23 protein-coding genes are annotated in these 25,122 nt (G+C 63.9%); 12 read left to right on the forward strand and 11 right to left on the reverse strand.

Annotated features, from left to right (window positions below):
• Window positions 1-78 precede the first annotated feature (78 nt).
• On the reverse strand, window positions 79-2,040 hold the full coding sequence (gene acs, locus ACIPZ8_RS12405) for an acetate--CoA ligase (RefSeq protein ID WP_400723198.1): 1,962 nt from the start codon (window positions 2,038-2,040) through the stop codon (window positions 79-81).
• 420 nt (window positions 2,041-2,460) lie between these two features.
• Here acs and ACIPZ8_RS12410 point away from each other — a divergent pair, with 420 nt between their 5' ends.
• Complete coding sequence (locus ACIPZ8_RS12410) at window positions 2,461-2,715, forward strand: DUF2790 domain-containing protein (RefSeq protein WP_085675843.1); 255 nt, start codon at window positions 2,461-2,463, stop codon at window positions 2,713-2,715.
• A gap of 97 nt (window positions 2,716-2,812) precedes the next feature.
• On the opposite strand, the gene ACIPZ8_RS12415 is transcribed toward ACIPZ8_RS12410, so the two are convergent.
• The gene (locus ACIPZ8_RS12415; RefSeq protein WP_400723201.1) at window positions 2,813-4,372 is read right to left on the reverse strand and encodes a sigma-54-dependent transcriptional regulator; all 1,560 of its coding nucleotides are present in this window, start codon (window positions 4,370-4,372) and stop codon (window positions 2,813-2,815) included.
• Window positions 4,373-4,628: 256 nt separating this feature from the next.
• Between ACIPZ8_RS12415 and phhA the strand changes: the two genes are divergently transcribed.
• From phhA to ACIPZ8_RS12435, 4 genes are all read left to right on the forward strand, one after another.
• Complete coding sequence (gene phhA, locus ACIPZ8_RS12420) at window positions 4,629-5,417, forward strand: phenylalanine 4-monooxygenase (protein ID WP_343596246.1); 789 nt, start codon at window positions 4,629-4,631, stop codon at window positions 5,415-5,417.
• 39 nt (window positions 5,418-5,456) lie between these two features.
• On the forward strand, window positions 5,457-5,813 hold the full coding sequence (locus tag ACIPZ8_RS12425) for a 4a-hydroxytetrahydrobiopterin dehydratase (RefSeq protein WP_159411576.1): 357 nt from the start codon (window positions 5,457-5,459) through the stop codon (window positions 5,811-5,813).
• A gap of 200 nt (window positions 5,814-6,013) precedes the next feature.
• Window positions 6,014-6,142, forward strand: coding sequence for a hypothetical protein (locus ACIPZ8_RS12430; protein ID WP_256587427.1), 129 nt, complete (start codon window positions 6,014-6,016; stop codon window positions 6,140-6,142).
• Between the two features lie 98 nt (window positions 6,143-6,240).
• Window positions 6,241-7,428 (forward strand): MFS transporter, encoded by a 1,188-nt coding sequence (locus ACIPZ8_RS12435; protein WP_400723206.1) that lies wholly within the window; start codon window positions 6,241-6,243, stop codon window positions 7,426-7,428.
• A gap of 122 nt (window positions 7,429-7,550) precedes the next feature.
• On the opposite strand, the gene ACIPZ8_RS12440 is transcribed toward ACIPZ8_RS12435, so the two are convergent.
• Window positions 7,551-10,571, reverse strand: a complete 3,021-nt coding sequence (locus ACIPZ8_RS12440; RefSeq protein ID WP_400723209.1) for an FAD-binding and (Fe-S)-binding domain-containing protein — start codon at window positions 10,569-10,571, stop codon at window positions 7,551-7,553.
• Between the two features lie 152 nt (window positions 10,572-10,723).
• Here ACIPZ8_RS12440 and ACIPZ8_RS12445 point away from each other — a divergent pair, with 152 nt between their 5' ends.
• Complete coding sequence (locus tag ACIPZ8_RS12445) at window positions 10,724-11,608, forward strand: LysR substrate-binding domain-containing protein (protein WP_400723212.1); 885 nt, start codon at window positions 10,724-10,726, stop codon at window positions 11,606-11,608.
• 69 nt (window positions 11,609-11,677) lie between these two features.
• On the opposite strand, the gene ACIPZ8_RS12450 is transcribed toward ACIPZ8_RS12445, so the two are convergent.
• From ACIPZ8_RS12450 to ACIPZ8_RS12475, 6 genes are all read right to left on the reverse strand, one after another.
• Window positions 11,678-13,096 carry an amino acid permease gene (locus ACIPZ8_RS12450; protein ID WP_400723215.1) on the reverse strand — a complete coding sequence of 473 codons (1,419 nt, stop codon included), beginning with the start codon at window positions 13,094-13,096 and terminating at the stop codon, window positions 11,678-11,680.
• Between the two features lie 644 nt (window positions 13,097-13,740).
• A complete protein-coding gene (gene rluB, locus ACIPZ8_RS12455) occupies window positions 13,741-14,847 on the reverse strand; it encodes a 23S rRNA pseudouridine(2605) synthase RluB (RefSeq protein WP_400723218.1) in 1,107 nt (368 codons plus the stop codon).
• Between the two features lie 189 nt (window positions 14,848-15,036).
• Entirely contained in the window at window positions 15,037-15,807 is a 771-nt protein-coding gene (gene scpB, locus ACIPZ8_RS12460; RefSeq protein WP_400723221.1) for an SMC-Scp complex subunit ScpB, read from the reverse strand.
• Window positions 15,794-16,519, reverse strand: a complete 726-nt coding sequence (locus tag ACIPZ8_RS12465; RefSeq protein ID WP_163986004.1) for a ScpA family protein — start codon at window positions 16,517-16,519, stop codon at window positions 15,794-15,796. The genes scpB and ACIPZ8_RS12465 overlap by 14 nt, the downstream gene beginning before the upstream one ends.
• 128 nt (window positions 16,520-16,647) lie before the next feature.
• Window positions 16,648-17,277, reverse strand: coding sequence for an L-threonylcarbamoyladenylate synthase (locus ACIPZ8_RS12470; RefSeq protein WP_400723296.1), 630 nt, complete (start codon window positions 17,275-17,277; stop codon window positions 16,648-16,650).
• A 13-nt stretch (window positions 17,278-17,290) separates the two neighbouring features.
• The gene (locus ACIPZ8_RS12475; RefSeq protein WP_400723224.1) at window positions 17,291-18,151 is read right to left on the reverse strand and encodes a PHP domain-containing protein; all 861 of its coding nucleotides are present in this window, start codon (window positions 18,149-18,151) and stop codon (window positions 17,291-17,293) included.
• Between the two features lie 67 nt (window positions 18,152-18,218).
• On the opposite strand from ACIPZ8_RS12475, the gene ACIPZ8_RS12480 reads away from it, so the two are divergent.
• From ACIPZ8_RS12480 to ACIPZ8_RS12500, 5 genes are all read left to right on the forward strand, one after another.
• Window positions 18,219-18,812 (forward strand): septation protein A, encoded by a 594-nt coding sequence (locus tag ACIPZ8_RS12480; protein WP_400723227.1) that lies wholly within the window; start codon window positions 18,219-18,221, stop codon window positions 18,810-18,812.
• Window position 18,813: 1 nt separating this feature from the next.
• Complete coding sequence (locus ACIPZ8_RS12485; protein WP_400723230.1) at window positions 18,814-19,113, forward strand: YciI family protein; 300 nt, start codon at window positions 18,814-18,816, stop codon at window positions 19,111-19,113.
• A 130-nt stretch (window positions 19,114-19,243) separates the two neighbouring features.
• Window positions 19,244-19,921 (forward strand): response regulator transcription factor, encoded by a 678-nt coding sequence (locus tag ACIPZ8_RS12490; RefSeq protein ID WP_400723233.1) that lies wholly within the window; start codon window positions 19,244-19,246, stop codon window positions 19,919-19,921.
• Window positions 19,922-20,045: 124 nt separating this feature from the next.
• The gene (locus tag ACIPZ8_RS12495; protein ID WP_400723236.1) at window positions 20,046-20,462 is read left to right on the forward strand and encodes a Spy/CpxP family protein refolding chaperone; all 417 of its coding nucleotides are present in this window, start codon (window positions 20,046-20,048) and stop codon (window positions 20,460-20,462) included.
• A gap of 60 nt (window positions 20,463-20,522) precedes the next feature.
• On the forward strand, window positions 20,523-21,860 hold the full coding sequence (locus ACIPZ8_RS12500) for an ATP-binding protein (protein WP_400723239.1): 1,338 nt from the start codon (window positions 20,523-20,525) through the stop codon (window positions 21,858-21,860).
• Between the two features lie 34 nt (window positions 21,861-21,894).
• On the opposite strand, the gene ACIPZ8_RS12505 is transcribed toward ACIPZ8_RS12500, so the two are convergent.
• Window positions 21,895-22,452, reverse strand: coding sequence for a nitroreductase family protein (locus tag ACIPZ8_RS12505; RefSeq protein WP_400723242.1), 558 nt, complete (start codon window positions 22,450-22,452; stop codon window positions 21,895-21,897).
• A gap of 102 nt (window positions 22,453-22,554) precedes the next feature.
• Between ACIPZ8_RS12505 and ACIPZ8_RS12510 the strand changes: the two genes are divergently transcribed.
• Window positions 22,555-24,009, forward strand: a complete 1,455-nt coding sequence (locus tag ACIPZ8_RS12510; RefSeq protein ID WP_400723245.1) for a TrkH family potassium uptake protein — start codon at window positions 22,555-22,557, stop codon at window positions 24,007-24,009.
• Here the strand turns inward: ACIPZ8_RS12510 and ACIPZ8_RS12515 are convergent.
• Window positions 23,966-25,027 carry an AraC family transcriptional regulator gene (locus ACIPZ8_RS12515; RefSeq protein ID WP_400723248.1) on the reverse strand — a complete coding sequence of 354 codons (1,062 nt, stop codon included), beginning with the start codon at window positions 25,025-25,027 and terminating at the stop codon, window positions 23,966-23,968. The genes ACIPZ8_RS12510 and ACIPZ8_RS12515 overlap by 44 nt on opposite strands.
• Window positions 25,028-25,122: the final 95 nt, after the last annotated feature.

Consider the following 25,122-nt stretch of genomic DNA (forward strand, 5'->3'; position numbering starts at 1 on the left):
GATTGTCGGGTAACAGTAAAGCAAAAAACCCCGCCGGTTGCCCGTGCGGGGTTTCTTTGTGAGCGCCTAGCCCGGATATCAGGCCGAAGCCAGGCTCATCGCCTTGTGGGTATCGATCAGGTGCTGAACCACGCCCGGGTCGGCCAGGGTCGAGATGTCACCCAGGGCATCGTATTCGGCCGTGGCGATCTTGCGCAGGATACGCCGCATGATCTTGCCCGAGCGGGTCTTCGGCAGCCCCGGCGCCCACTGGATCACATCCGGCGAGGCAATCGGGCCGATTTCCTTGCGCACCCAGTTCTTCAGCTCCAGGCGCAGCTGCTCGCTCGGCTCGATACCGGCATTGAGGGTGACGTAGACATAGATGCCTTGCCCCTTGATATCGTGCGGTACGCCGACCACCGCCGCCTCCGCCACCTTGGCGTGGGCAACCATGGCGCTCTCGATCTCGGCGGTGCCCATGCGGTGGCCGGACACGTTGAGCACGTCGTCCACGCGGCCGGTGATCCAGTAGTAGCCATCTTCGTCACGACGGGCGCCGTCGCCGGTGAAGTACATGCCGCGGAAGGTCTTGAAGTAGGTGTCGACGAAGCGGTCGTGGTCGCCGTACAGCGAGCGCGACTGGCCCGGCCAGGAATCGAGGATCACCAGGTTGCCTTCGGCAGCGCCTTCGATCAGGTTGCCCAGGTTATCCACCAGCGCCGGCACCACACCGAAGAACGGACGGGTCGCCGAGCCCGGCTTGAGCGCCGTGGCCCCCGGCAGCGGGCTGATCAGCACTCCACCGGTCTCGGTCTGCCACCAGGTGTCGACGATCGGGCAACGTTCCTTGCCCACTGTCTTGTAGTACCAGTTCCAGGCCTCGGGGTTGATCGGCTCGCCCACCGAGCCCAGCAGGCGCAGGCTGGAGCCGTCGGCACCGGCAACGGCCGCCTGCCCTTCGGCCATCATGGCGCGGATGGCGGTCGGGGCGGTGTAGAGGATGTTGACCTTGTGCTTGTCGACGATCTTCGACACGCGGGTGATGTCCGGGTAGTTCGGCACGCCTTCGAACAGCAGCGTGGTCGCGCCGTTGGCCAGCGGGCCGTAGACGATATAGCTGTGGCCAGTGACCCAGCCGACGTCGGCGGTGCACCAGTAGACTTCGCCCGGGCGGTAGTCGAACACGCGCTCATGGGTCAGCGCGGCATACACCAGGTAACCGCCGGTGGTGTGCAGCACGCCCTTCGGCTTGCCGGTGGAGCCGGAGGTATAAAGGATGAACAGCGGCTCCTCGGCGCCCATTTCCTTCGGCGCGCAGTGGCTGGAGGCCACTTTCATCAGGTCTTCGAACCAGATGTCGCGGTGCTGGTGCCAGGCGATGTCGCCACCGGTGCGTTTGCACACGATGATCTTCTGCACGCTGCTGGTTTCCGGGTTGGTCAGCGCCAGGTCGACGTTGGCCTTGAGCGGAGTACGACGGCCGCCGCGCACGCCCTCGTCGGCGGTGATCACCACCTTGGACTTGCAGTCGATGATGCGGCCAGCCAGGGCTTCCGGCGAGAAACCACCGAACACCACCGAGTGGATCGCGCCGATGCGGGCGCACGCCAGCATGGCCACCACGGCCTCGGGGATCATCGGCATGTAGATAGTCACCACGTCGCCACGGTGCACGTCCTGGCCGCGCAGGGCGTTGGCGAACTTGCACACCTGCTCGTGCAGCTCGCGGTAGGTGATGTTGCGGTGTTCGGAAGGGTCGTCGCCTTCCCAGATGATTGCCAGCTGGTCGCCGCGTTCTTCGAGGTGGCGGTCCAGGCAGTTGGAGGAAACGTTCAGAGTGCCGTCGGCAAACCACTTGATGTCGACATGGTGGTCGTCGAACGAGGTCTGCTTGACCTTGGTGAACGGCTTGATCCAGTCCAGGCGCTGGGCCTGCTCACGCCAGAAGCCGTCCGGGTTGATCACCGATTGCTGGTACATGGCCTTGTAGGTGGCCTCGTCGGTCAGGGTAGTGGCCGCAACCTCGGGACGAACGGGATACAGTGGAGCCGCACTCATCTGTGTTACCTCGGTGTAATAGTTGTTTTTGTATGGAATCGTTTGTAACTGTACCAGAGCGGGAAAAACCATACGACGATGGTAGTAGCGCGACCGGAAAATCTTCATGTGAACGGCGCGGAAGGCTCTAGCCCGCAGCCGCCGGCCCGGCCAGGGGAAAATGCGATAGCGCCTGCCGGGGGATTGTTACAGATTCTGGAAAAAGGCAAAAAAACTTTATCAAAACGCCATCTGTTTCCCTTAGTTGCCCAGGCATAAGATTCACCTCGCCAGCAACGGCAAGGCGATTAACTACTGGAAACAGCCCCCACGAAGGCAATCGGTTAATCCCTCTCTAATCCTGATAGTTGAACTTTGGCAGTACTCGCGGCGCCACAAGCGCCGCGCGCCCCCTCACGACCTTAGACAGGTAAAATGAAAATGAAAGCTTTACTGGTATTGGTACTCGGCGGTCTTTGCGGCGCGGCGATGGCCGGCGAAGCAAACAATGTCGAGCAGATTCCGGTTGAACAGTACAGTTACTCGCAGCACCTGGACATTGCCCGCGTCATCTCGATGAGCGAAGTGCCCAACGTGTGTGAAGTCGTGCCCGCCCGCATGACCTACGAGGACTCCAAGGGCCAGAAGCACATTCTCGAATACCGCGTGATGGGGAACGGCTGCTCCAACGGCTGATACCTTGAATCGGGGCCCTTGTGGGCCCCGTTCGCGTTTTGCCCTCATACAACTTCCACGCCGCCGTGAAAGTTAACGGGCCATTAATAACTGCTATTTAATCTGCCGACTTGCCCAGGGAATAATCCCGCAACTTGTTGGCAATCGTCGTATGGGAAACCCCCAGGCGTTTACCCAATGCCCGGCTACTTGGAAACTCGCCCATCAGGCTTTCCAGTACGGCCTTCTCGAACCGCCCGACAATCTGTGCAAGATCCCCGTCCAGCGAAAACTCACCCAACGGTTGCCGCACGCCGTAATCCGGCAAGCGAATATGCTCGCCCTTTACCACCCCGCCCTCGCATAACGAAACCGCCTGGAACAACACGTTTTCCAGCTGCCGCACATTGCCTGGCCAGTGATACTGGCTGAGCTTGTCCATGGCCGCCGGCGCCAGGCGCGGCATGGCGCAGCCGATCTGGCGGCTGGCCTGGTCGAGGAAGTGCTGTACCAGGCCTTCCAGTCCGTCCATGCACTCGCGCAGCGGCGGAATATGCAGCGACAGCACGTTGAGCCGGTGATACAGGTCCTGGCGAAATTCACCACGGGCGCACAATTCGGACAGATCGACCTGGGTGGCGCAGATCACCCGCACATCCAGGTACACCTCTTCGTCGCTGCCGACACGCCGGAAGCAACCATCCTGCAGGAAGCGCAGCAGCTTGACCTGCAAGCGCGGGCTCATCTCTCCCACGCCGTCGAGGAACAAGGTACCGCCAGCGGTCAACTCCAGCAGCCCCAGCTTGCCCTCGGCACGCGCCCCCTCGAAAGCACCGGGGCCATAACCGAACAACTCGGTTTCGGCCATCGACTCTGGCAGGCCGGCACAGTTGAGCGCCATCAACGGCGCCTGACCACGCGGGCTGGCCAGGTGGCAGGCGCGGGCCAGCAATTCCTTGCCGGTGCCGGTCTCGCCTTCGATCAGCAGCGGCGCATCCAGTGGCGCCATGCGCCGCGCCTCACGCACCACCGCCGCCATCACCCGCGAACTCTGGAAGATGCTGTCAAAACCGCGCAGCTCCTGCTTGCGCACGTTATAGATGCGCTCACCGATGCGGTCGGCGCGATGCAGGGTCAACACGGCACCGGCCAGCGCCTCGCTGTCATCGTGCTCGGACTGCAGCGGCGCGATATCGGCCAGGAACACATCACCCTTGACCTTGATCCGCAGCCCATTGATGCGCGACTTGTTGGCACGCACCAGCTCAGGCAGGTCGAAGTCCTCGACATAGCGCGCCAGCGGCATGCCCGGCACTTCGTCGACGCGCACCCCGAGCAGCTGAGCCGCGGTGCGGTTGGCGGCAACGATGCTGCCGCCCATGTCGATCGACAGCACCGGGAAGTCCAGCGCACCGAGCAACGCATTGAGCTCCATGTGCCGGCGCTCGCTGGGCATCAGGCCGACGCGCTTGACCCCGAACACCCCGGTAATCGACTCGAACTTGGGCCGCAGTGCCTGAAACTGCAGGTTGATCAGGTTCGGGCAGTGCAGGTAGATGGCGTTGCCATGGTCTCCCCCCACTTCGCCGCGCAGCACGTTGATGCCGTACTCCACCAGCAGGTTGAGGATGTCGCGAAGGATGCCGATGCGGTTCTGGCAATGCACTTTGATACGCATGAATGCTCTCGAAGTGGCGAAGTTTTTCAACCTCGCACGGAAAAGTCGTAAAGATAAGCTGACAAAAACCACACAAAAGGCAGCTTGATGACCCGGATTTTCCGGCATGCTGGGCATTTTGTAAAATTATCGTTACGCAAGAAGCATCGAAGAGCACCTGCCAACCGCCCCCACCCCAGTGCAAATCGTCTGGTGAAGGGATATTCCTGAGTCATGTCGTGGACATAACAAGAAAAGCCCTCACCAGGAGAGCCACATGAAACAGACGCAATACGTGGCACGCGAGCCCGATGCGCACGGTTTTATCGATTACCCGCAGCAAGAGCATGCGGTATGGAACACCCTGATCACCCGCCAGCTGAAAGTCATCGAAGGCCGCGCGTGCCAGGAGTACCTGGACGGCATCGACCAGCTCAAGCTGCCCCATGACCGCATTCCGCAGCTGGGCGAGATCAACAAGGTGCTGGGGGCCACCACCGGCTGGCAGGTTGCCCGGGTACCGGCACTGATCCCTTTCCAGACCTTCTTCGAACTGCTGGCCAGCAAGCGCTTCCCGGTCGCCACCTTCATCCGCACCCCGGAAGAACTGGACTACCTGCAGGAACCGGACATCTTCCACGAGATCTTCGGCCACTGCCCGCTGCTGACCAACCCGTTCTTCGCCGAATTCACCCACACCTACGGCAAGCTCGGCCTGGCCGCGACCAAGGAACAACGCGTGTACCTGGCGCGCCTGTACTGGATGACCATCGAGTTCGGCCTGATGGAGACCGCACAAGGTCGCAAGATCTATGGCGGCGGCATCCTCTCCTCGCCGAAAGAGACCGTCTACAGTCTTTCAGGCGAGCCTGAGCACCAGGCCTTCGACCCGATCGAGTGCATGCGCACGCCGTACCGTATCGACATCCTGCAGCCGCTGTACTTCGTGCTGCCGAACATGAAGCGCCTGTTCGACCTGGCCCATGAAGACATCATGGCCATGGTCCAGCAAGCCATGCAGCTGGGGCTGCACGCACCGAAATTTCCACCCAAGGTCGCTGCCTGAGCGCCTTGCCGATAACAACTCGAAGCGGAAAACACACCCATGAATGCCTTGAACCAAGCCCACTGCGAAGCCTGCCGCGCTGACGCGCCCAAGGTCACCGACGAGGAACTGGCGGTCCTGATCCGCGAGATCCCGGACTGGAACATCGAAGTCCGCGACGGCCACATGGAACTGGAGCGCGTGTTCCTGTTCAAGAACTTCAAGCAGGCCCTGGCCTTCACCAATGCCGTGGGCGAGATCGCCGAAGCCGAAGGCCACCACCCTGGCCTGATGACCGAATGGGGCAAGGTCACCGTGACCTGGTGGAGCCACTCGATCAAGGGCCTGCACCGCAATGACTTCATCATGTGCGCGCGCACCGACAAGGTCGCCGAGACGGCTGAAGGCCGCAAGTAAGCACCACGAACAGGGCCTCAAGGCCCTGTTTTTTTGCCCGCCAACTATCCGAAATCTGTCCGGTATCCGCCCGCAAAACCGACAAGCGACCGGGAAAAATTACAAACTGTCATCCAGACTTGTGTATCCTGCCCCAGCTTTACGAAGCTCCGAACGCGCCTGGCGCAGACTTTTCACTCACACTTGCGAGGAACGACGAGATGCATGAAATCCCGAATCTTCCCTTCCCAAGCCTGAACCCCGAAGAGCCATCCGTTACCGTCCACGCCGAACCGACGCCTGCCGTCGATCAGGATGGTGACGATCAATCCAGCGCTGACCAGGAATAAACCGCGCATCCCTCCGACTGTGTGAAAACGGCTGACCTGCGGGCTACCCCCGTCATCACGTTTTCACACCGTCACGAACCTCTGCCACGAAGACCCCCATGCCTGACTCACCGCGCCCTCTTGCGGTCACCCTGCAAGTCGTTTCCATCGTCCTCTTCACCTTCATCGGCTACCTGAACATCGGCATCCCCCTCGCCGTGTTGCCCGGCTACGTGCACAACGACCTCGGCTTCAGCGCCGTGATCGCGGGCCTGGTGATCAGCGTGCAGTACCTCGCCACCCTGCTCAGCCGCCCTACTGCCAGCCGCATCATCGACAACCTCGGCAGCAAGAAGGCGGTCATGTATGGCCTGGCCGGCTGCGGCCTGAGCGGCGTGTTCATGCTGGCCTGCGCCTTCCTCACCGAACTGCCCTGGGTCAGCCTGGACTGCCTGCTGGTCGGCCGCCTGGTGCTGGGTAGCGCCGAAAGCCTGGTCGGTTCCGGCTCGATCGGCTGGGGCATCGGCCGGGTCGGGGCCGAACACACCGCCAAGGTCATTTCCTGGAACGGTATCGCCAGCTATGGCGCGCTGGCCGTCGGTGCGCCATTGGGCGTGTTGATGGTCAAGAGCCTGGGACTGTGGAGCATGGGGGTGAGCATCCTCCTGCTGTGCGCCCTGGGCCTGCTGCTGGCCTGGCCGAAACGCGCAGCGCCTGTGGTCAGCGGCAAGCGCCTGCCGTTCATGCAGGTGCTGGGCAAGGTGTTCCCACATGGCTCCGGGCTGGCGCTGGGCTCGATCGGCTTTGGCACCATCGCTACCTTCATCACCCTGTATTACGCCAGCCGCGGCTGGGCCAATGCGGCACTGACCCTGAGCCTGTTCGGCGCCAGCTTCATCTGCGCGCGGTTGCTGTTCGGCAACCTGATCAACCGGATTGGCGGGTTCAGGGTGGCAATCGTTTGCCTGACGGTGGAAACATTGGGGCTGCTGATGCTGTGGATGGCGCCCAATGCCGAGATGGCGTTGGCGGGAGCTGCGCTGAGCGGGTTCGGTTTCTCGCTGGTGTTCCCGGCGCTGGGCGTGGAAGCGGTGAACCAGGTGTCGGCAGCCAACCGCGGAGCGGCGGTGGGGGCGTACTCGCTGTTCATCGATCTGTCACTGGGGATTACCGGGCCGCTGGTGGGTGCGGTGGCATCGGGGTTCGGGTTTGCTTCGATGTTTCTGTTTGCGGCTGCAGCGGCTTGCTGCGGGCTGATGTTGAGCCTGTATCTGTACCGGCGGGCTCGGCTGGAGCGCGGCAAGTAAAGCTGGGAGCGCTTTGCGCTCCTTTCGCGACACAAGGCCGCTCCTACAGGGGATCGCGTTCTCCTGTAGGAGCGGCCTTGTGTCGCGAAAGGGCTGCGCAGCAGCCCCCAGGGCCCTGAAAATCAGCGCTTGGCGTACTGCAACACGACTTCCAGCGGATGGCGCAGCTGCCGCTCGGTCATCCGCTTGACCTGGCTGCGGCACGAGTAGCCGGTGGCCAGCGCCTCGCCGTCCTTGTCCAGCTTGGTCGCCCACGACTGCTCGAAGATGGTTCGCGAAGTCTCCTGGTTGCGCGCCTCGTGGCCGTAGGTACCGGACATGCCACAGCAGCCGGTGGCCTCGGTCACCAGCTTCAGCCCCAGACGGGCAAACACTTGCTCCCACTGCTTGGTGCTGGCCGGCACGTTGGTTTTCTCGGTGCAGTGCGCCATCAGGCGGAAGTTGCCCGGCGCGGTCGGCGCCTGCTCCGGCAGCACATCCATCAGCCACTCCTGCGGCAGCTGCACCTGCGGGCACGCTTCGAGGCCTGGCACCTTCTGATACTCCTGGCGATAGACCAGGGTCATCGCCGGGTCCAGGCCCACCAGCGGCACGCCGCAATCGGCCAGGGCCTTGAGCTGGGTCGCATTGCGGATCGCCGCCTTGGCGAAGGCACCGAGGAAGCCCTGCACGTGCAGTGGTTTGCCGTTGGCGCTGTAGGGCGCCAGGAACACTCGGTGACCCAGGCGATGGGCCAGCTCGATGAACGCAGCCAGCAGCGGCGTCTCGAAGTAGCGGGTGAAGGCATCCTGCACCAGCACGATGCTGCGCTCGCGCTGGGCCGGGGTCAGCTCACGCAGGGCTGGCACGCTGGCCACGCCGACACGGCAGCGGGTCAGGGTCGACTGGAAGTTGAAGCGGCTGATCAGCGGGCTGTCGACCATGCCGACCTTGTCCGCCAACAGCTTGCTGACCCACTTCGAGCCCATCACCGCGTTGTACAGGCCAGGTGCATGGGCCAGGTACGGGATGGTGAATTCCAGCGAGCCGATCAGGTAGTCACGCAGCGGGCGCTGGTAGCGGCCGTGGTACAGCTCGAGGAAGCGCGAGCGGAAGTCCGGCACGTTGACCTTGATCGGGCACTGCCCGGCGCACGACTTGCACGCCAGGCAACCGGCCATGGCGTCGTACACCTCATGGGAAAAGTCTTCCTGGCCCTGGTTGCGCGCGCGGTTGTTGCGCAGCCGCGCCGGCAGGCCCTTGAGCCACGACACCTTGTTGCGCGCCGCCGCCAGCACGTCGATGTTGGCCTCCCCTTGCAGGCGCAGCCATTCGCGCATCAGCGAGGCACGCCCCTTGGGCGAATGCTGGCGTTCGCGGGTGGCTTTCCACGACGGGCACATGGCGTCGTTGGGGTCGTAGTTGTAGCAGGCGCCGTTGCCGTTGCAGTGCACGGCGCTGGGGAAGTCCTGCCACACGCGCTCGTCGATGGTACGGTCAAGGTCACCGCGCAAGGTCACGCCATCCACCGGGGTCAGGCCTTCGACGCTGTCCGGCGGTGTGCAGATCTTGCCCGGATTGAGCTGGTTGTGCGGGTCGAAGGCACCCTTCAGCCGCTGCAGCGCCGGGTACAGCTCACCGAAGTACTCCGGCACGTATTCCGAACGCAGGCCCTTGCCGTGCTCACCCCACAGCAGGCCGCCGTAGCTTTTGGTCAGCGCCGCCACCGCGTCGGAAATCGGCTTGACCAGCGCGGCCTGGGCCGGGTCTTTCATGTCCAGCGCCGGGCGCACGTGCAGCACGCCGGCATCGACGTGGCCGAACATGCCGTAGGCCAGGCCGTAGCCATCGAGCAGCGCGCGGAAGTCAGCGATGTAGTCGGCCAGCTGCTCCGGCGGCACGGCCGTGTCTTCCACGAACGGCTGCGGGCGTACTTCGCCCTCGACGTTGCCGAGCAGGCCCACCGAGCGCTTGCGCATGGTGTAGACGCGGGTCACCGCTTCGGCGCCCTCGGCCAGGGTGTGGCCCAGGCGCTCGACGCTGGTGTCGCTTTGCAGATGGTCGATGAACGCCTGAACCCGGGCGTTGACCTCGGCCGGCTGGTCGCCACAGAACTCCACCAGGTTGATGCCCAGGGTCGGGCGCTCGGGGTCGGCCGGGAAATATTCGGCAACGCTGTGCCAGACGATGTCCTTCATCGCCAGCATCAGCACCTTGGAGTCGACCGTTTCGATCGACAGCGGCTTGAGCGCCATCAGGGCATTGGCGTCGCGCAGGGCATCCATGAAGCTGGTGTAGCGCACGTTGACCAGCACGGCGTACTTCGGGATCGGCAGCACATTGAGCTTGGCTTCGACCACATAGCCGAGCGAACCCTCGGCACCGCACAGCACGCTGTTGAGGTTGAAGCGGCCCTGCTCGTCGCGCAGGTGCGCGAGGTCATAGCCGGTCAGGCAACGATTGAGCTTGGGGAAGGTGGTCTCGATCAGTTCACCCTGGGTTTCCTGGATCTCCCGGGCCATGCGGTACACCTCGCCGACCCGGCCTGGCGCGGCGCAGGCCTGTGCCAGCGCGGCGTCGTCGATCGGCAGGCTGTGCAGGCGCTCGCCGCCGAGCAGCACGCTGTGCAGTTCCAGCACGTGGTCGCGGGTCTTGCCGTAGGTGCAACTGCCTTGGCCGCTGGCATCGGTGTTGATCATGCCGCCGACGGTGGCGCGGTTGGAGGTGGACAGCTCAGGGGCGAAGAACAGGCCATGTGGCTTGAGCGCGGCGTTGAGCTGGTCCTTGACGGTCCCGGCCTGGACCCGCACCCAGCGCTCCTCGACGTTGATTTCGAGGATCTGGTTCATGTGCCGCGACAGGTCGACGACGATGCCGTCAGTCAGCGACTGGCCGTTGGTGCCGGTACCGCCACCACGCGGGGTCAGCTTGACCTGCTGGAAACGCGGCTCGCCCATCAGCGTGGCAACGCGCGCCACGTCATCGGCGTCCAGCGGGAACACCGCCGCCTGGGGCAGGCGCTGGTAGATCGAGTTGTCGGTGGCCAGCACCGTACGGGTGCCGTAGTCGGCGCTGATCTGGCCACGGAAGCCGCTGTTGCGCAGGGCTTCGAGGAATTCGGGGTAGTTGGCGCTCGGCGCAAGGGTCGACAGCTGGGCGATCATCGAAGGATGGCCTCTTGATATGGGCTAATTCACGGGAATCCTGTCGCTCCGGCATGCATGGTTTCATGCAGGGATGACGTATAGGCCAATGTTCCTGTAGTTTCGCTTCAGGGGCAAACGGATAATCCTGCCGCTATCAATGACTTTTATGAATGAATTACCGCCACCTGACACCGTCCATGTCGCTGCTGCTGGCTTTCGAGGCCGCCGCCCGGCATGAAAGCTACACCCGCGCCGCCGCCGAACTGTCGCTGACCCAGAGCGCGGTCAGCCGCCAGGTACAGGCGCTGGAACAGCAACTGGGCCTGACCCTGTTCCGCCGCGAGGGCCGCCAGGTGCAGCTGACCGACGTCGGCCGGCTGTACCAGCGCGAGTTGAGCGAAGCCCTGGGGCGCATCCGCAGTGCCACCTTGCAGGCGCTGGCCTACCAGTCCGGGGTCGGCACCCTGCGCCTGGCTACCCTGCCCACCTTCGGCTCGAAGTGGCTGCTGCCGCGCCTGCATGCGTTCTATAGCGCCCACCCGGGCATGCTGGTGCATATTCATTCACGCATCGAAGCGATCAACTTCGACACCAGCGAGATCGACGCCGCCATCGGCGTGGCCAGTCACGACTTGCCAGGCTTGATCTGCCACCGGCTGCACGCCGAGGAACTGGTGGTCATCCTGCCACCTGAAGCGGGTGGCGATGACCAAGGCTGGGGCCCGGCACGGATCAGTGAAGAGGTGCTGTTGAACGTGGCCAACAACCCGCATGCCTGGGGCGAGTGGTTTTCGCACCACGGCCTGCCGCACCGGGCGATGCGCCTGGGGCCGAGCTTCGAACTGACCTCGCACCTGATTCAGGCGGTGCGGGCCGGGATCGGCATCGGCCTGGTGCCGAGGATTCTGGTGGAGGAAGAGTTGGCCAAGGGTGAGTTGTTCAGCCCGGGGGCGGCGTTTGCCAGCCAGCGCAGTTATTACCTGATTTACCCGCCCAGGAACGAGGCACTGCCTTCATTGAGGGCATTTCGCAGCTGGTTGCTGGAACAGATCTGAGGCCGGCCACAGGCAACAAAAAACCCGATGCCAGTCTCCTGACATCGGGTTTCTTCAAACCATCACCGCTTACTTGGCCACGGTACCGGCAGTGCCATTGGCCTGCGGCCGGCGCTTGCCCTTGGCCAGGTAGGCCACCAGCATCGCTGCCAGCCACACCGGGATCGCGTACACCGACACCTGGATGCCCGGAATCATCAGCATGATGCCCAGGATCAGCACCACGAAGGCCAGTACCACGTAGTTGCCGTAGGGGTACCACAGCGCCTTGAACAGCGGCTTCTGGCCAACACGGTCAAGGTGCTGACGGAATTTCAGGTGCGAGTAGCTGATCATCGCCCAGTTGATCACCAGGGTCGCGACCACCAGCGACATCAGCAGCTCCAGCGCATTCTGCGGCATCAGGTAGTTGAGCAGCACGGCGATCAGGGTCACGGCCGCCGACACCAGGATCGAACGCACCGGCACGCCACGCTTGTCGACCTTGGCCAGCGAGGCCGGAGCATCACCCTGCTCGGCCATGCCCAGCAGCATGCGGGCGTTGCAGTAGGTGCCACTGTTGTACACCGACAGCGCTGCGGTCAGGACCACGAAGTTCAGCAGGTTGGCCGCCACGTCGCTGCCCAGCAGCGAGAACACCTGGACGAACGGGCTGCTGCCGTAGCTGCCGCCGGAGGCATCGATGCTGGCCACCAGGTTGTCCCATGGAGTCAGCGACAGCAGCACGACCAGGGCACCGACATAGAAGATCAGGATGCGGTAGATGACCTGATTGATCGCCTTCGGGATCACGGTCTTCGGCTTGTCGGCCTCGGCGGCGGTGAAGCCGAGCATTTCCAGGCCACCGAACGAGAACATGATGAACGCCAGGGCCATCACCAGGCCGCTGACACCATGCGGGAAGAAGCCACCGTGGCTCCACAGGTTGCTCACCGAGGCGTCCGGGCCACCGTTGCCGCTGGTCAGCAGGTAGGCGCCCAGGCCGATCATGCTGACGATGGCCACGACCTTGATGATGGCGAACCAGAACTCGGCCTCACCGAAGAACTTCACGTTCATCAGGTTGATGGCATTGATCAGCACGAAGAACGCTGCCGCCGTGACCCAGGTCGGGATCTCCGGCCACCAGTAGTGAACATACTTGCCCACCGCCGACAGCTCCGACATGCCGACCAGGATGTACAGCACCCAGCAGTTCCAGCCCGACAGGAAGCCGGCGAAACCACCCCAGTAGGTGTGCGCAAAGTGGCTGAACGAGCCGGCCACCGGCTCTTCGACGATCATCTCGCCGAGCTGGCGCATGATCATGAAGGCGATGAAGCCGCAGATGGCGTAACCCAGGATCATCGACGGGCCGGCGGATTTCATCACGCCTGCCGAGCCGAGGAACAGGCCGGTACCAATCGCGCCGCCGAGGGCGATCAACTGGATGTGGCGGTTCTTCAGGCCCCGCTTGAGCTCGCCTGAATGCATGTTTTGTCCACTCATGAACGAAGTCACCTGCATTGTTTTTATCTGTGACGGAATCGGACCCACCGCGCTCGTGGCGCAGCGGAATGGGCAAGGTGGTTACCTTGGGTTTCCTGCCAATGGGTGCCGCCGGGGCGGATCAGCCTGGTATGGGCAAGAGTGCGCGGTACGCAAGAGGGTCACAGGTAAAACGCGGCGCACTGTATACCCCTGCAAACGCGCAGACGTCAACGCGTTGCATCGTTTCCTCGGGAAAAAACGCAGCGATCCTGTGGTAGGCGCCTGAAAAGGCGAAGTGATCGGCGTACATGGCGCCTCCATTTGTTGTTCTGTTGGCCCGGCTCTGTGGACGGGCTTTTGCACACGGCAATGAGCGCTATATCACCGTGGTACGGGGGTTTGAGCAAGACCGGGCGGGATGGAGGCCAGGGCTTTGCGGCGGGCGGCGTGGCAAGTTCTGTTTACACGAACAGGAAAATTCCGAATTGCAGGCTGAATTCGGGTAGCTGCGTATAAATTTCTTTACAGGGTGGTTTGGAAACTTGCCAGTCGTCCGAAAATTTCTTTTTGTTCAATATCTTGGGGCTGCTGCGCAACCTCAGATTCTCACAGGCATAAAAAAACCAGCCCGAAGGCTGGTTTCTCATTGCTGCACAGAGCAATCAACCACGCGGCTTGCTGCGCCCACGGCCAGCCGGCTTGTCACCGTCAGGCTTGGATGGGCGCTTGCGCATTTCGCTCGGGCGCTCGGCCACGGCGCTGCCACGGCTGCCTTTGCGCGGTGCTTCGTCACGCGACTGACGAGTCGGGCGCTCCCCCGAAGTATCGCGCGGCTGACGTGCCGGGCGCTCAGCGGTTGCAGCACCGCCTTCATGGGCCGGGCGCAGGCTGCGCACGCGCTCGTTGCGACCCATCGGCCGGCTCGACTTGCGCTGCAGGCGCTCCATCTTGTCCTTGGCCTTGAGGTTCAGGGTTGGCAGCGCCACCGGCTGCAAGCCCACTTCAGCGGCCAGGATGTCGATTTCGCCCTGGGTCATTTCGCGCCAGCGGCCCATCGGCAGGTCGGAGTTGAGGAACACCGGGCCGAAGCGCACGCGTTTCAGGCGGCTGACCACCATGCCCTGGGACTCCCACAGGCGGCGTACTTCACGGTTACGGCCTTCCATCACCACGCAGTGGTACCAGTGGTTGAAGCCTTCGCCGCCCGGTGCCTTCTGGATGTCGGTGAACTTGGCCGGGCCGTCTTCGAGCATCACGCCCGCCTTCAGGCGATCGATCATCTCGTCGTCGACTTCACCCCGCACGCGCACGGCGTATTCGCGGTCCATCTCGTAGGACGGGTGCATCAGGCGGTTGGCCAGTTCACCGTCGGTGGTGAACAGCAGCAAGCCGGTGGTGTTGATGTCCAGGCGGCCGATGTTGATCCAGCGGCCTTCCTTCGGCCGCGGCAGGCGGTCGAACACGGTCGGGCGGCCTTCCGGGTCGTCACGGGTGCAGATCTCGCCATCGGGCTTGTTGTACATGATCACCCGGCGCGTGGCCTCGGCGGCCTCTTCGCGCTTGATCAGCTTGCCATCGACGGTGATGGCGTCGTGCAGGTCGACGCGCAGGCCGAGGGTGGCCTCGACGCCATTGACCTTGATGCGGCCCTGGCTGATCCAGGCCTCGACATCACGGCGCGAACCGACGCCGATGCGCGCCAGCACTTTCTGCAGTTTTTCGCCGGCTGGCGGGGTGATTTCGGTATTTTGCAGGTCTTGCTCACTCATCTGGGCACCTCCCGGTGTAGGAATGAAAACAGGTTTCTGGCGACGAACGCGCCAAAAGGCCGCGCATCATACGCGGTTCGCTGGGGGAACGCACTGCAGGGTAGAGGGTTTTGTGGGCTTTGGGCGTGAATTCTGCCTAATGGTGATGTAGGCGTTGCTGGCCTCTTCGCGGGACAGGCAACAGAAAAATCAAGGTTCGGACTTGCCTTCTTCCTCCACCGAGGCCTCAGGCTCTTCCTCGCGAAGGTCGTCGAAGTCGGTCTTCAGCCCTTCCTCCATGGCATCGAGCTCAACCAGCAGGCTGCGGAAGCTGGTCTCTTCCTTCGGCTCACCGACTGCGTCTCCTTCGCCCAGGCTGGCATCGGCCAAGGCCTGTATGTGCGCCGGCACCGGGGCATCATCCGGGTCGAGCAGCGGCTCCGGCTCCATCTCGCGCAGTTCGGCCAGCGCTGGCAGCTCGTCCAGGCTCTTGAGGTTGAAGTGATCGAGAAACGCCTTGGTGGTGGCGAACATCGCCGGGCGCCCGGGCACCTCGCGGTAACCGACCACGCGAATCCACTCGCGCTCCATCAGCGTCTTGATGATGTTGCTGTTGACCGCCACGCCGCGCACATCCTCGATTTCGCCACGGGTGATGGGCTGGCGGTAGGCAATCAGCGCCATGGTTTCGAGCAAGGCCCGGGAATAACGCTGCGGGCGCTCTTCCCACAGCCGGCCAACCCAGGGCGCGAAATCTTCACGAATCTGCAAGCGGTAACCGCTGGCCACTTCCTTTAGCTCGAAAGCCCGCCCGGCGCAGGACTTGGCGAGCACTTCCAGGGCTTTCTTGAAGACTTTCGGCTCGGGCCGCTCGGCCTCTTCGAGCAGCTCGTAGAGGCGCTCGAGGGACTGCGGCTTGCCCGAGGCGAGCAGGAAGGCTTCGATCAGCGACGCGAGGTCGCGGGGTTCATTCAGATTCATCAGGTTCTTCGACAGACTCGGGGCGCAGCCGCACATGGATCGGCGCAAAGGGCTCATTCTGCACCAGTTCGACCAGCGATTCCTTCACCAGCTCGAGGATCGCCATGAAGGTCACCACCACGCCGAGTTTGCCCTCCTCAGGGGTGAACAGCTCGACGAACGGCACGAAGGCGCCGCCCTTGAGGCGCTCCAGCACGTCGCTCATGCGCTCGCGAGTGGACAGCGTCTCACGGGTGATCTGGTGGCTTTCGAACAAGTCGTTGCGGCGCATGACCTCGGCCATGGACACCAACAACTCCTCCAGGCTGACCTGCGGCAGCAGCTTGCGCACCTTGGCCTGGGGGGCCTCAAGACGCGGCACGACGACGTCGCGGCCCACCCGCGGCAGCTCGTCGATGCCTTCGGCGGCGGCCTTGAAGCGTTCATACTCCTGCAGGCGGCGGATCAGCTCGGCGCGTGGGTCGCCCTCCTCTTCCTCGACCTCGGCCGAGCGCGGCAGCAGCATGCGCGACTTGATCTCGGCGAGCATGGCGGCCATCACCAGGTATTCGGCGGCCAGTTCCAGGCGCACGCTCTTCATCAGCTCGACGTAGCCCATGTACTGGCGGGTGATTTCCGCCACCGGGATGTCGAGGATGTCGATGTTCTGCTTGCGGATCAGGTACAGCAGCAGGTCCAGCGGGCCCTCGAAGGCTTCGAGGATGACTTCCAGGGCGTCCGGCGGAATGTACAGGTCTACCGGCATTTCGGTCAGCGCTTCGCCATAGACCAGCGCCAGCTGCAACTGCTGTGGCGACGGCTCGATCTGTTCGGCCGGCGCCTCGGGTGCTTCCACCTGGCTCACGCGTTGACCATGAACGGCGTGGGGTCGCCGCAACCTTCACGGATCAGTTCAGGCTCGTCGCCGGACAGGTCGATGATGGTCGAAGCCTTGAGGTCGCCGAAGCCGCCATCGATCACCAGGTCGACATGGTGCTCCAGGCGCTCGCGGATCTCGTAGGGGTCGGTCATCGGCTCCGTGTCACCCGGCAGGATCAGGCTGACGCTCATCAGCGGCTCGCCCAGTTCGGCCAGCAGCGCCAGGGTGATGACGTGGTCCGGCACGCGCAGGCCGATGGTGCGGCGCTTTTCATGCAGCAGCAGGCGCGGCACTTCGCGGGTACCGTTGAGGATGAAGGTGTAGGGCCCGGGCACATGGGCCTTTAGCAGGCGGAAGGTGCCGGTGTCGACCTTGGCGTACAGCCCCAGCTGCGACATGTCGCAGCACATCAGGGTGAAGTTGTGGGTCTTGTCCAGGCCGCGCAGGCGGCGCACCCGCTCGATCGCCGCCTTGTCGCCGATCTGGCAACCCAGGGCATAGGCCGAGTCGGTCGGGTAGACCACCACGCCGCCCTTGCGGATGATCTCCACCGCCTGGCGGATCAGGCGCGGCTGAGGGTTCTCCGGATGAATCTGGAAAAATTGGCTCACGAAGTCGTCCTGTTCATAGCGCCATAGGCTGTTCATGGCTGAATCGACGCCACAGAGGTGGCAAGTCCTCGGGCAATGGCCGGTAGGCACCGATCTCGCCCCAGGTGCCGGGGCCGTGGAAATCGCTGCCAGCGCTTGCCAGCAGGCCGAACTCACGGGTAAGGATGGACATCGTGCCCACCTGCTCGGCCGGCATCATCCCGTTGACCACTTCAAGTGCCTGCCCGCCTGCCTGAATATAGTCGGCAATCAGCCGCCTGCGCTTGCTGCGGGTCAGATCGTAGTGCATGGGATGCGCAAGGCTCACCCAAGCGTTGGACTGACGCAGGGTGGCCACAGTTTCTTCAAGCGTCGGCCAGTGCTGCTTGACGTCGCCCAGCTTGCCGGCCCCCAGCCACTTGCGGAAGGCTTCGCCACGGTCCTTGACATGCCCGGCGCGCACCATGAATTCGGCAAAATGCGGCCGCGCCGGGGCGTTGCCGCTGTCCCCCAGTTCCTGCTGCACGGCGCGCGCGCCGTCGAGGGCACCCGGCATGCCCTTGGCCGCCAACCGTTTGTCGATTTCCTCGGCGCGCAACCAGCGGCCACGGTGCAGGGCCTCGATGGCCTGGAGCAAAGGTGGCGCATCGAGCGGGAAGTGGTAGCCCAGCACGTGAATGGTCGCGCCCCCCCAGGTGCACGACAGCTCTACCCCGCTGACCCAGTGCATGCCGCGCGCGTGGCAGGCCTGGCGCGCTTCGGGCAGGCCCTCGAGGGTGTCGTGGTCAGTCAGTGCCAGCGTTTGCACCCCGTGCTCATGGGCCCGGGCGACCAGGTCCGTGGGCGACAGGGCGCCGTCGGAGGCCGTGCTGTGACAGTGCAGATCAACATTCATGGAGGAGCGCTTTCGCTGGAATCGATGTTTGTTATTATGCCGTCACATCCCGATTCTGGCTGCCATTGTGAAACAATTCATCGATTTCATCCCGCTGCTGCTGTTCTTCATCGTCTACAAGCTCGACCCGCGCCCGCTGGACGTCGCTGGCCACAGCTTCGAATTCGGCGGCATCTACAGCGCCACGGCGATGCTGATCATCAGCTCGCTGGTGGTGTACGGCGCGCTGTTCCTGCGCCAGCGCAAGCTGGAGAAGGGCCAGTGGCTGACCCTGATCGCCTGCCTGGTGTTCGGTGGCCTGACCCTGACCTTCCACAGCGAAACCTTCCTCAAGTGGAAGGCACCGGTGGTCAACTGGCTGTTCGCCCTGGGCTTCGCCGGTAGCCACTTCATCGGCGACCGGGTGCTGATCAAACGCATCATGGGCCACGCGCTGACCCTGCCCGATGCCATCTGGGCGCGCCTGAACGTGGCCTGGATCGCCTTCTTCGTGTTCTGCGGCGCCGCCAACCTGTTCGTGGCCTTCACCTTCCAGAACTTCTGGGTCGACTTCAAGGTGTTCGGCAGCCTGGGCATGACCGTGATCTTCCTGGTGGCGCAGGGTGTGTACCTGTCGCGTCACCTGCACGACGACCCTTCCACCTCCAAACCCAAGGATTGACATGCTCTACGCCATCATCGCCAGCGACGTCGCGAACTCCCTGGAAAAACGCCTGGCCGCACGCCCGGCACACATCGAGCGCCTGCAACAGCTCAAGGCCGAAGGCCGCGTGGTGCTGGCCGGCCCGCACCCGGCCATCGACAGCAACGACCCAGGTGAAGCCGGCTTCAGCGGCAGCCTGATCGTCGCCGAGTTCGACTCCCTGGCCGCCGCCCAGTCCTGGGCCGATGCCGACCCATACATCGCCGCGGGCGTGTACGACAAGGTCATCGTCAAGCCGTTCAAGCAAGTCCTGCCCTGACCGGCCACCGCGTCGCCGATCTAGTCGGTGACGCAACCTCCCCCGCTCGAATTGCACACTCGTCCCCAGTCTGCGGTATCTTTGCCACTGGCGAGCGCGTCAGACGCCGTCGATTTGAATTGAGTGAGTCATGAGCGAGCTGTTACTGATTGATGATGACCAGGAACTCTGCGAGCTGCTCGGCAGCTGGCTGACCCAGGAAGGTTTTGCGGTACGTGCCTGCCACGATGGCCAGAGCGCGCGCCAGGCATTGGCCGAGCAGGCCCCGGCAGCCGTGGTGCTGGATGTGATGCTGCCCGACGGCAGCGGCCTGGAGCTGCTCAAGCAGCTGCGCAGCGAACACGCCGAGCTGCCGGTGCTGATGCTGTCGGCCCGTGGCGAACCCCTGGACCGCATTCTCGGCCTGGAGCTGGGTGCCGACGATTACCTGGCCAAGCCCTGCGACCCCCGTGAGCTCACCGCCCGCCTGCGCGCCGTGCTGCGCCGCAGCCACCCCACCGCCACCACCACCCAGCTGGAGGTCGGCGACCTGGCGTTCAGCCCGGTGCGCGGCGTGGTCAGCATCGATGGCCGCGACATGAGCCTGACGCTGTCCGAAAGCCGCATCCTTGAGGCGCTGCTGCGCCAGCCGGGCGAGCCGCTGGACAAACAGGAACTGGCGCAGATCGCCTTGGGGCGCAAGCTGACCCTGTACGACCGCAGCCTGGACATGCACGTCAGCAACCTGCGCAAGAAGATCGGGCCGCATGCCGATGGGCGGGCGCGGATCGTCGCACTGCGTAGCCGCGGTTATTACTACAGCCTGTAAACCTGCATGGGGCCGCCTGTGCCCCATCTTTACCCTGCCTTTACCGTCCGCTGACTGCGCTTGACCTTGATCTCCCTAGACTGAGCTCATCCGGTAAACACCGGCCCATGACAGGAGAGACACCATGCGCAAGACCCTTATCGCCCTGATGTTCGCCGCCGCCCTGCCAACCGTGGCCATGGCCATGCCTGAAGGCGGCCAGCGTCACGACGGCCCGCATCATCGCGGTGATGCGCCTTTCGCCCAACTGGACCTGAGCCGCGACCAGCGCCAGCAGATCGGCAAGCTGATGGGCGAGCAGATGCAGAACCGCCGCGAAATCACCGAGCGTTACCTGAACAAGCTGCCGGCAGCCGACCAGAAGGCCATGCAGGACGAACTCAAGGCCAGCCACGACAAGACCGACAGCCAGGTCCGCGCGCTGCTCAAGCCTGACCAGCAGAAGAAGTTCGACGAACTGCAAAAGGAACGCGAAGCACGCAAGGCTGAATGGAAGGAGTTCCAGGCCTGGAAAGCTGAAAAAGCTGGCAAGGCCCAGTAAGCTGTCCTCCCAATGCCCGGCCCGCCCTCAAGCGGGCCGGGCTTTTCCCGTTTTCAGGAGGTGCTCTTGCGTTCTCTGTTCTGGCGCATCCTGGCCAGCTTCTGGCTGGCTATCACCCTGGTCGCGGGCCTGTCGATCCTGCTCGGGCACATGCTCAACCAGGACGCCTGGATCCTCAGCCGCCACCCCGGCCTCAAGACCATGGCCAGCCATTGGGCCAAGCATTACGAGCAGGAGGGCCTGGAGTCTGCCCAGGCCTTCCTGGAGCGACGCAAGGAGCGCTACAAGATCGATGTGCAGGTGCTCGACGACAGCGGCGATGCCGTGGTGCCTGGCACCTTCCCGCGCCGCGCGGCGGCGTTCGAGGCGCGTCAGCACAATGACGAGCGCCGCCTGCCGTGGCGCCGGCTGACCGAGGAATACACCAGCCCCGACAGCGGCAACACCTACCTGTTGATCTACCGCATCCCGCACCCGGAGCTGGACGCCTGGCACCGTGAGAGCCTGCTCTGGCCGCTGAGTGCCTTGGGCATCGCCTTGGTAGTGCTGACCTTGTTCAGCCTGCTGGTCACCCTGTCGATCACCCGCCCGCTGAGCCGCCTGCGCGGCGCCGTGCACGACCTTGGCCAGGCCAGCTACCAACAGAACAGCCTGGCCCGCCTGGCGGCCCGGCGTGACGAGTTCGGTGTGCTGGCCAAGGACTTCAACAAGATGGGGGCACGCCTGCAGAGCCTGATCGGCAGCCAGCGCCAGCTGCTGCGCGACGTGTCCCACGAGCTGCGCTCACCGCTGGCCCGCCTGCGCATTGCCCTGGCCCTGGCCGAGCGCGCCGAAACCGAACAGCGCCTGGCCCTGTGGCCACGCCTGACCCGTGAATGCGACCGACTGGAAGACCTGATCAGCGAAATCCTGACCTTGGCCAGGGTCGATGCCGAGCAGGCCCATGCCGAGCCTGTCGACCTCAACGCGCTGCTCGGCAGCGTGCGCAAGGACGCTCAGCTCAGTGCGCCGGAGCAGGAGGTGAAGCTGGAGGCGCAACCGGGGCTGACGCTGGAAGGCTGGCCGACGCTGATCGAGCGTGCCGTGGACAACCTGGTGCGCAATGCCCTGCGCTTCAACCCGGAGGGGCAGCCGATCGAGATCAGCGCGCAGCGCGAGCAGGACAAGATCGTGCTGAGCGTGCGCGACCATGGGCCAGGGGTGGCGCCGGAACATCTGGCGCAGTTGGGCGAGCCGTTCTTCCGGGCGCCGGGGCAGGAGGCAGCAGGGCATGGGCTGGGCCTGGCCATTGCGCGCAAGGCGGCCGAGCGGCATGGCGGCAGCCTGCTGCTGAAGAATCACCCGCAGGGTGGGTTCGTGGCCCGGTTGGAGTTGCCTGAGAACATCGCTGCCGGCTGATAGGGCCAATGGGGCTGCTTTGCAGCCCCCTGCATTACTCGCCCCAGGCGCTGACGTACTGGGCAGTCTCAAGGATAGGCGCCGTACGCGGCTCAGCCAGCGGCGTGCCGACATACAGGTAGCCAATCAGCTCCTCATTCTCGGCCAGGCCCAGCCCTTTGTGCACATGGGCATCGAACGCCATGTCACCGGTGCGCCACACCGCGCCGATCCCCTGGGCATGCGCCGCAATCAGGATGCCATGGGCCGCGCAACCCGCCGCCAGGCGCTGCTCGGACTTGGGCACCTTGAAGTGGTCCTGCAGCCTGGCGATCACCACGATCAGCAACGGCGCACGCAGCGGCATCGCGCGGGCCTTGTCCAGTGCAGCCTGGCTGGCGTCACCCTTGTGCTGCAGCGCTTCGGCGAACAGTTCACCGAGCTTGTCGCGGCCCTGACCCTCGATGGTCAGGAAGCGCCACGGCCGCAGCTGGCCGTGATCCGGTGCACGCAAGGCGGCCTGGAACAGCGCCTCGCGCTGGGCCTCGTTGGGTGCAGGTTCGGTCAGGCGCGGCACGGAAACACGGTTGAGCAATGCGTCGAGAGCCTCCATCGGCTACCCTCCTGGCAGGTGAATGTGCGGCCATTCTAGCGTTTACATCACCAGACCCATAGGTAGAATGGCGCCCTTCCGTTTCGAGTCAGAGCAGATCACATGGCGTTGCCGACCTTAAGGATCATTGGTTTCATCATCGGCATCTTCCTGATCACCCTGGCGGTCAGCATGGTCGTGCCCATGGCGACTCTGGTGATCTTCGAACGCACCGGCGACCTGCCGTCGTTCCTCTGGTCCAGCCTGATGACCTTCATCGCCGGCCTGGCCATGGTCCTGCAGGGCCGCCCCGAGCACGTCCACCTGCGCCCGCGCGACATGTACCTGCTGACCGTCAGCAGCTGGGTGGTGGTGTGCATCTTCGCCGCCCTGCCCTTCCTCCTGACCCAGCACATCAGTTACACCGACGCCTTCTTCGAGAGCATGTCCGGCATCACCGCCACCGGCGCCACGGTGCTCAGCGGGCTCGACAGCATGTCACCGGGCATCCTGATGTGGCGCTCGATGCTGCACTGGCTCGGCGGCATCGGCTTCATCGCCATGGCGGTGGCGATCCTGCCGCTGCTGCGCATCGGTGGCATGCGCCTGTTCCAGACCGAATCGTCGGACCGCTCGGAAAAGGTCATGCCGCGCTCGCACATGGTCGCCAAGTCGATCGTCGGTGTGTACCTGGGCTTCTCGATCTTTGGCGCACTGGCCTTCTGGTGGGCCGGCATGAGCCCGTTCGATGCCATCAACCATGCCATGTCGGCAATCTCCACCGGTGGCTTCTCGACCTCCGACCAGTCGCTGGCCAAGTGGGACATTCCCGCCGTGCACTGGGTCGCGGTGGTGGTGATGATCCTGGGCAGCCTGCCCTTCACGCTGTACGTGGCGACCTTGCGCGGCAACCGCAAGGCGCTGATCCGCGACCAGCAGGTGCAAGGTTTGCTGGGCATGCTGGTGGTGACCTGGATCGTGCTCGGCACCTGGTACTGGTACACCACCAACCTGCACTGGCTCGACGCCCTGCGCCACGTGGCGCTCAACGTCACCTCGGTGGTCACCACCACTGGCTTCGCCCTGGGCGACTACAGCCTGTGGGGCAACTTCTCGCTGATGCTGTTCTTCTACCTGGGCTTCGTCGGCGGCTGCTCCGGCTCCACCGCCGGCGGTATCAAGATCTTCCGTTTCCAGGTGGCCTACATCCTGCTCAAGGCCAGCCTCAACCAGCTGATCCACCCGCGCGCGGTGATCAAGCAGAAGTACAACGGCCATCGCCTGGACGAAGAGATCGTTCGCTCGATCCTGACTTTCTCGTTCTTCTTCGCCATCACCATCTGTGTGATGGCCCTGCTGTTGTCGCTGCTGGGCGTTGACTGGATGACCGCACTGACTGGCGCTGCCGGCACCGTGTCCGGCGTCGGCCCGGGCCTGGGTGAAGTGGTCGGCCCTTCGGGCAACTACTCGACGCTGCCGGATGCCGCCAAGTGGATCCTCGCCACCGGCATGCTGCTCGGCCGCCTTGAGATCATCACGGTGCTGGTGTTGTGCATGCCGGCGTTCTGGCGTCACTGACCTCGGCGGGCTCCGCGCCGAGCCGGGCGCGGTACTCGCTGGGGGTCACATCGAACCAGCGGCGAAACGCCCGGTAGAAGTTGCTCGGGTCGGCAAAACCCAGCAGGTAGGCGGTTTCCAGCAGGGTCATGCCTGGCTGGGCCAGGTACTGCTCGGCCAGCTCGCGGCGAGTATCGTCGAGCAACGTCTGGAAGCTGGTACCTTCTTCCTGCAGGCGGCGCTGCAAGGTGCGCTGGGACAGGTGCAGGGCCTGGGCCAGGGTTTCGCGCTTGGGTTCCCCTTGCGGCAGGATGCGGCACAGCACCTGGCGCACCCGGTGAGTCACTCGGCTTTCCGAGAAGCGCGCAAGGTATTCGCCGGCAAAGCGGTCATGCAGGATGGCCATGGCTTCGTTGGCGGTGGGCAATGGCGCCTCCATGTCGGCTCGCTCGAACACCAGTGCATCGTGGGGAGCACCGAATATGAGCGGGGAATGGAATGCCACCTTGTACGGCTCGATATCCTTCGGCTGTGGCCCCTGCACCAGCACCCGCCGCGGCTGCACCGGCCGGCCACTGAGCCATTTGCACAAGGCCAGTGCGCAGGCCAGCGACGCTTCGGCGCTGTGCCGGGTGGGTGGCAGGTGATCGCCGTGCACGGTAAGAATCAGCGAATAGCCTTCAGGGCCGAGGATGAAGCTCAGGTCGGAGCTTTCGGCAATGATGCGCTGGTAGCGCACCAGCCGCTCGAAACCTTCGGCCAGGGTGCGGCTGGACATCAACGCATAGCCCACCACATGGAACGAAGCCGGGCGCACCACCCGCGCCATGTTCAGGCCGATAGCCTCGTTGCCCGAAAGCTCGACCGCCAGTTGCCAGAGGCGGGTCATGGCGTCCTGCGGGAAGCGTGCATCCGGGTCGTCGAGTGCAGCGAAATCCAGCCCCAACTGCTTGAACATGGCCGGGCAGTCGAGCCCTTCCAGCTCCAGCGCCTTGACAATCCCTGATGCCCAGCTGGCAGACGTGGTTCTTTCACTCATGGCAGGCTTCTTTTACTGACCGCTTCATGCGGTGAACCCCAAGGATACTCATTTGGCGCCTATTGTCACTGGCCGGCCCCGCCAATGACTCTAGA

The organism is Pseudomonas sp. NPDC089422, assembly GCF_044749405.1.
In the GTDB taxonomy this organism is placed as follows: domain Bacteria; phylum Pseudomonadota; class Gammaproteobacteria; order Pseudomonadales; family Pseudomonadaceae; genus Aquipseudomonas.

Bases quoted from the DNA above. Each gene is read 5' to 3' on its own strand.
- ACIPZ8_RS12515 (WP_400723248.1), bottom strand. From the start codon at position 25,027: ATGAGTGAAAGAACCACGTCTGCCAGCTGGGCATCAGGGATTGTCAAG.
- ACIPZ8_RS12490 (WP_400723233.1), top strand. From the start codon at position 19,244: ATGAGCGAGCTGTTACTGATTGATGATGACCAGGAACTCTGCGAGCTG.
- ACIPZ8_RS12410 (WP_085675843.1), top strand. From the start codon at position 2,461: ATGAAAGCTTTACTGGTATTGGTACTCGGCGGTCTTTGCGGCGCGGCG.
- ACIPZ8_RS12440 (WP_400723209.1), bottom strand. From the start codon at position 10,571: ATGATCGCCCAGCTGTCGACCCTTGCGCCGAGCGCCAACTACCCCGAA.
- ACIPZ8_RS12450 (WP_400723215.1), bottom strand. From the start codon at position 13,096: ATGAGTGGACAAAACATGCATTCAGGCGAGCTCAAGCGGGGCCTGAAG.
- ACIPZ8_RS12510 (WP_400723245.1), top strand. From the start codon at position 22,555: ATGGCGTTGCCGACCTTAAGGATCATTGGTTTCATCATCGGCATCTTC.
- ACIPZ8_RS12445 (WP_400723212.1), top strand. From the start codon at position 10,724: ATGAATTACCGCCACCTGACACCGTCCATGTCGCTGCTGCTGGCTTTC.
- ACIPZ8_RS12415 (WP_400723201.1), bottom strand. From the start codon at position 4,372: ATGCGTATCAAAGTGCATTGCCAGAACCGCATCGGCATCCTTCGCGAC.
- ACIPZ8_RS12430 (WP_256587427.1), top strand. From the start codon at position 6,014: ATGCATGAAATCCCGAATCTTCCCTTCCCAAGCCTGAACCCCGAAGAG.
- ACIPZ8_RS12435 (WP_400723206.1), top strand. From the start codon at position 6,241: ATGCCTGACTCACCGCGCCCTCTTGCGGTCACCCTGCAAGTCGTTTCC.
- ACIPZ8_RS12475 (WP_400723224.1), bottom strand. From the start codon at position 18,151: ATGAATGTTGATCTGCACTGTCACAGCACGGCCTCCGACGGCGCCCTG.
- ACIPZ8_RS12425 (WP_159411576.1), top strand. From the start codon at position 5,457: ATGAATGCCTTGAACCAAGCCCACTGCGAAGCCTGCCGCGCTGACGCG.
- scpB (WP_400723221.1), bottom strand. From the start codon at position 15,807: ATGAATCTGAATGAACCCCGCGACCTCGCGTCGCTGATCGAAGCCTTC.
- ACIPZ8_RS12485 (WP_400723230.1), top strand. From the start codon at position 18,814: ATGCTCTACGCCATCATCGCCAGCGACGTCGCGAACTCCCTGGAAAAA.
- ACIPZ8_RS12505 (WP_400723242.1), bottom strand. From the start codon at position 22,452: ATGGAGGCTCTCGACGCATTGCTCAACCGTGTTTCCGTGCCGCGCCTG.
- rluB (WP_400723218.1), bottom strand. From the start codon at position 14,847: ATGAGTGAGCAAGACCTGCAAAATACCGAAATCACCCCGCCAGCCGGC.
- phhA (WP_343596246.1), top strand. From the start codon at position 4,629: ATGAAACAGACGCAATACGTGGCACGCGAGCCCGATGCGCACGGTTTT.
- ACIPZ8_RS12495 (WP_400723236.1), top strand. From the start codon at position 20,046: ATGCGCAAGACCCTTATCGCCCTGATGTTCGCCGCCGCCCTGCCAACC.
- acs (WP_400723198.1), bottom strand. From the start codon at position 2,040: ATGAGTGCGGCTCCACTGTATCCCGTTCGTCCCGAGGTTGCGGCCACT.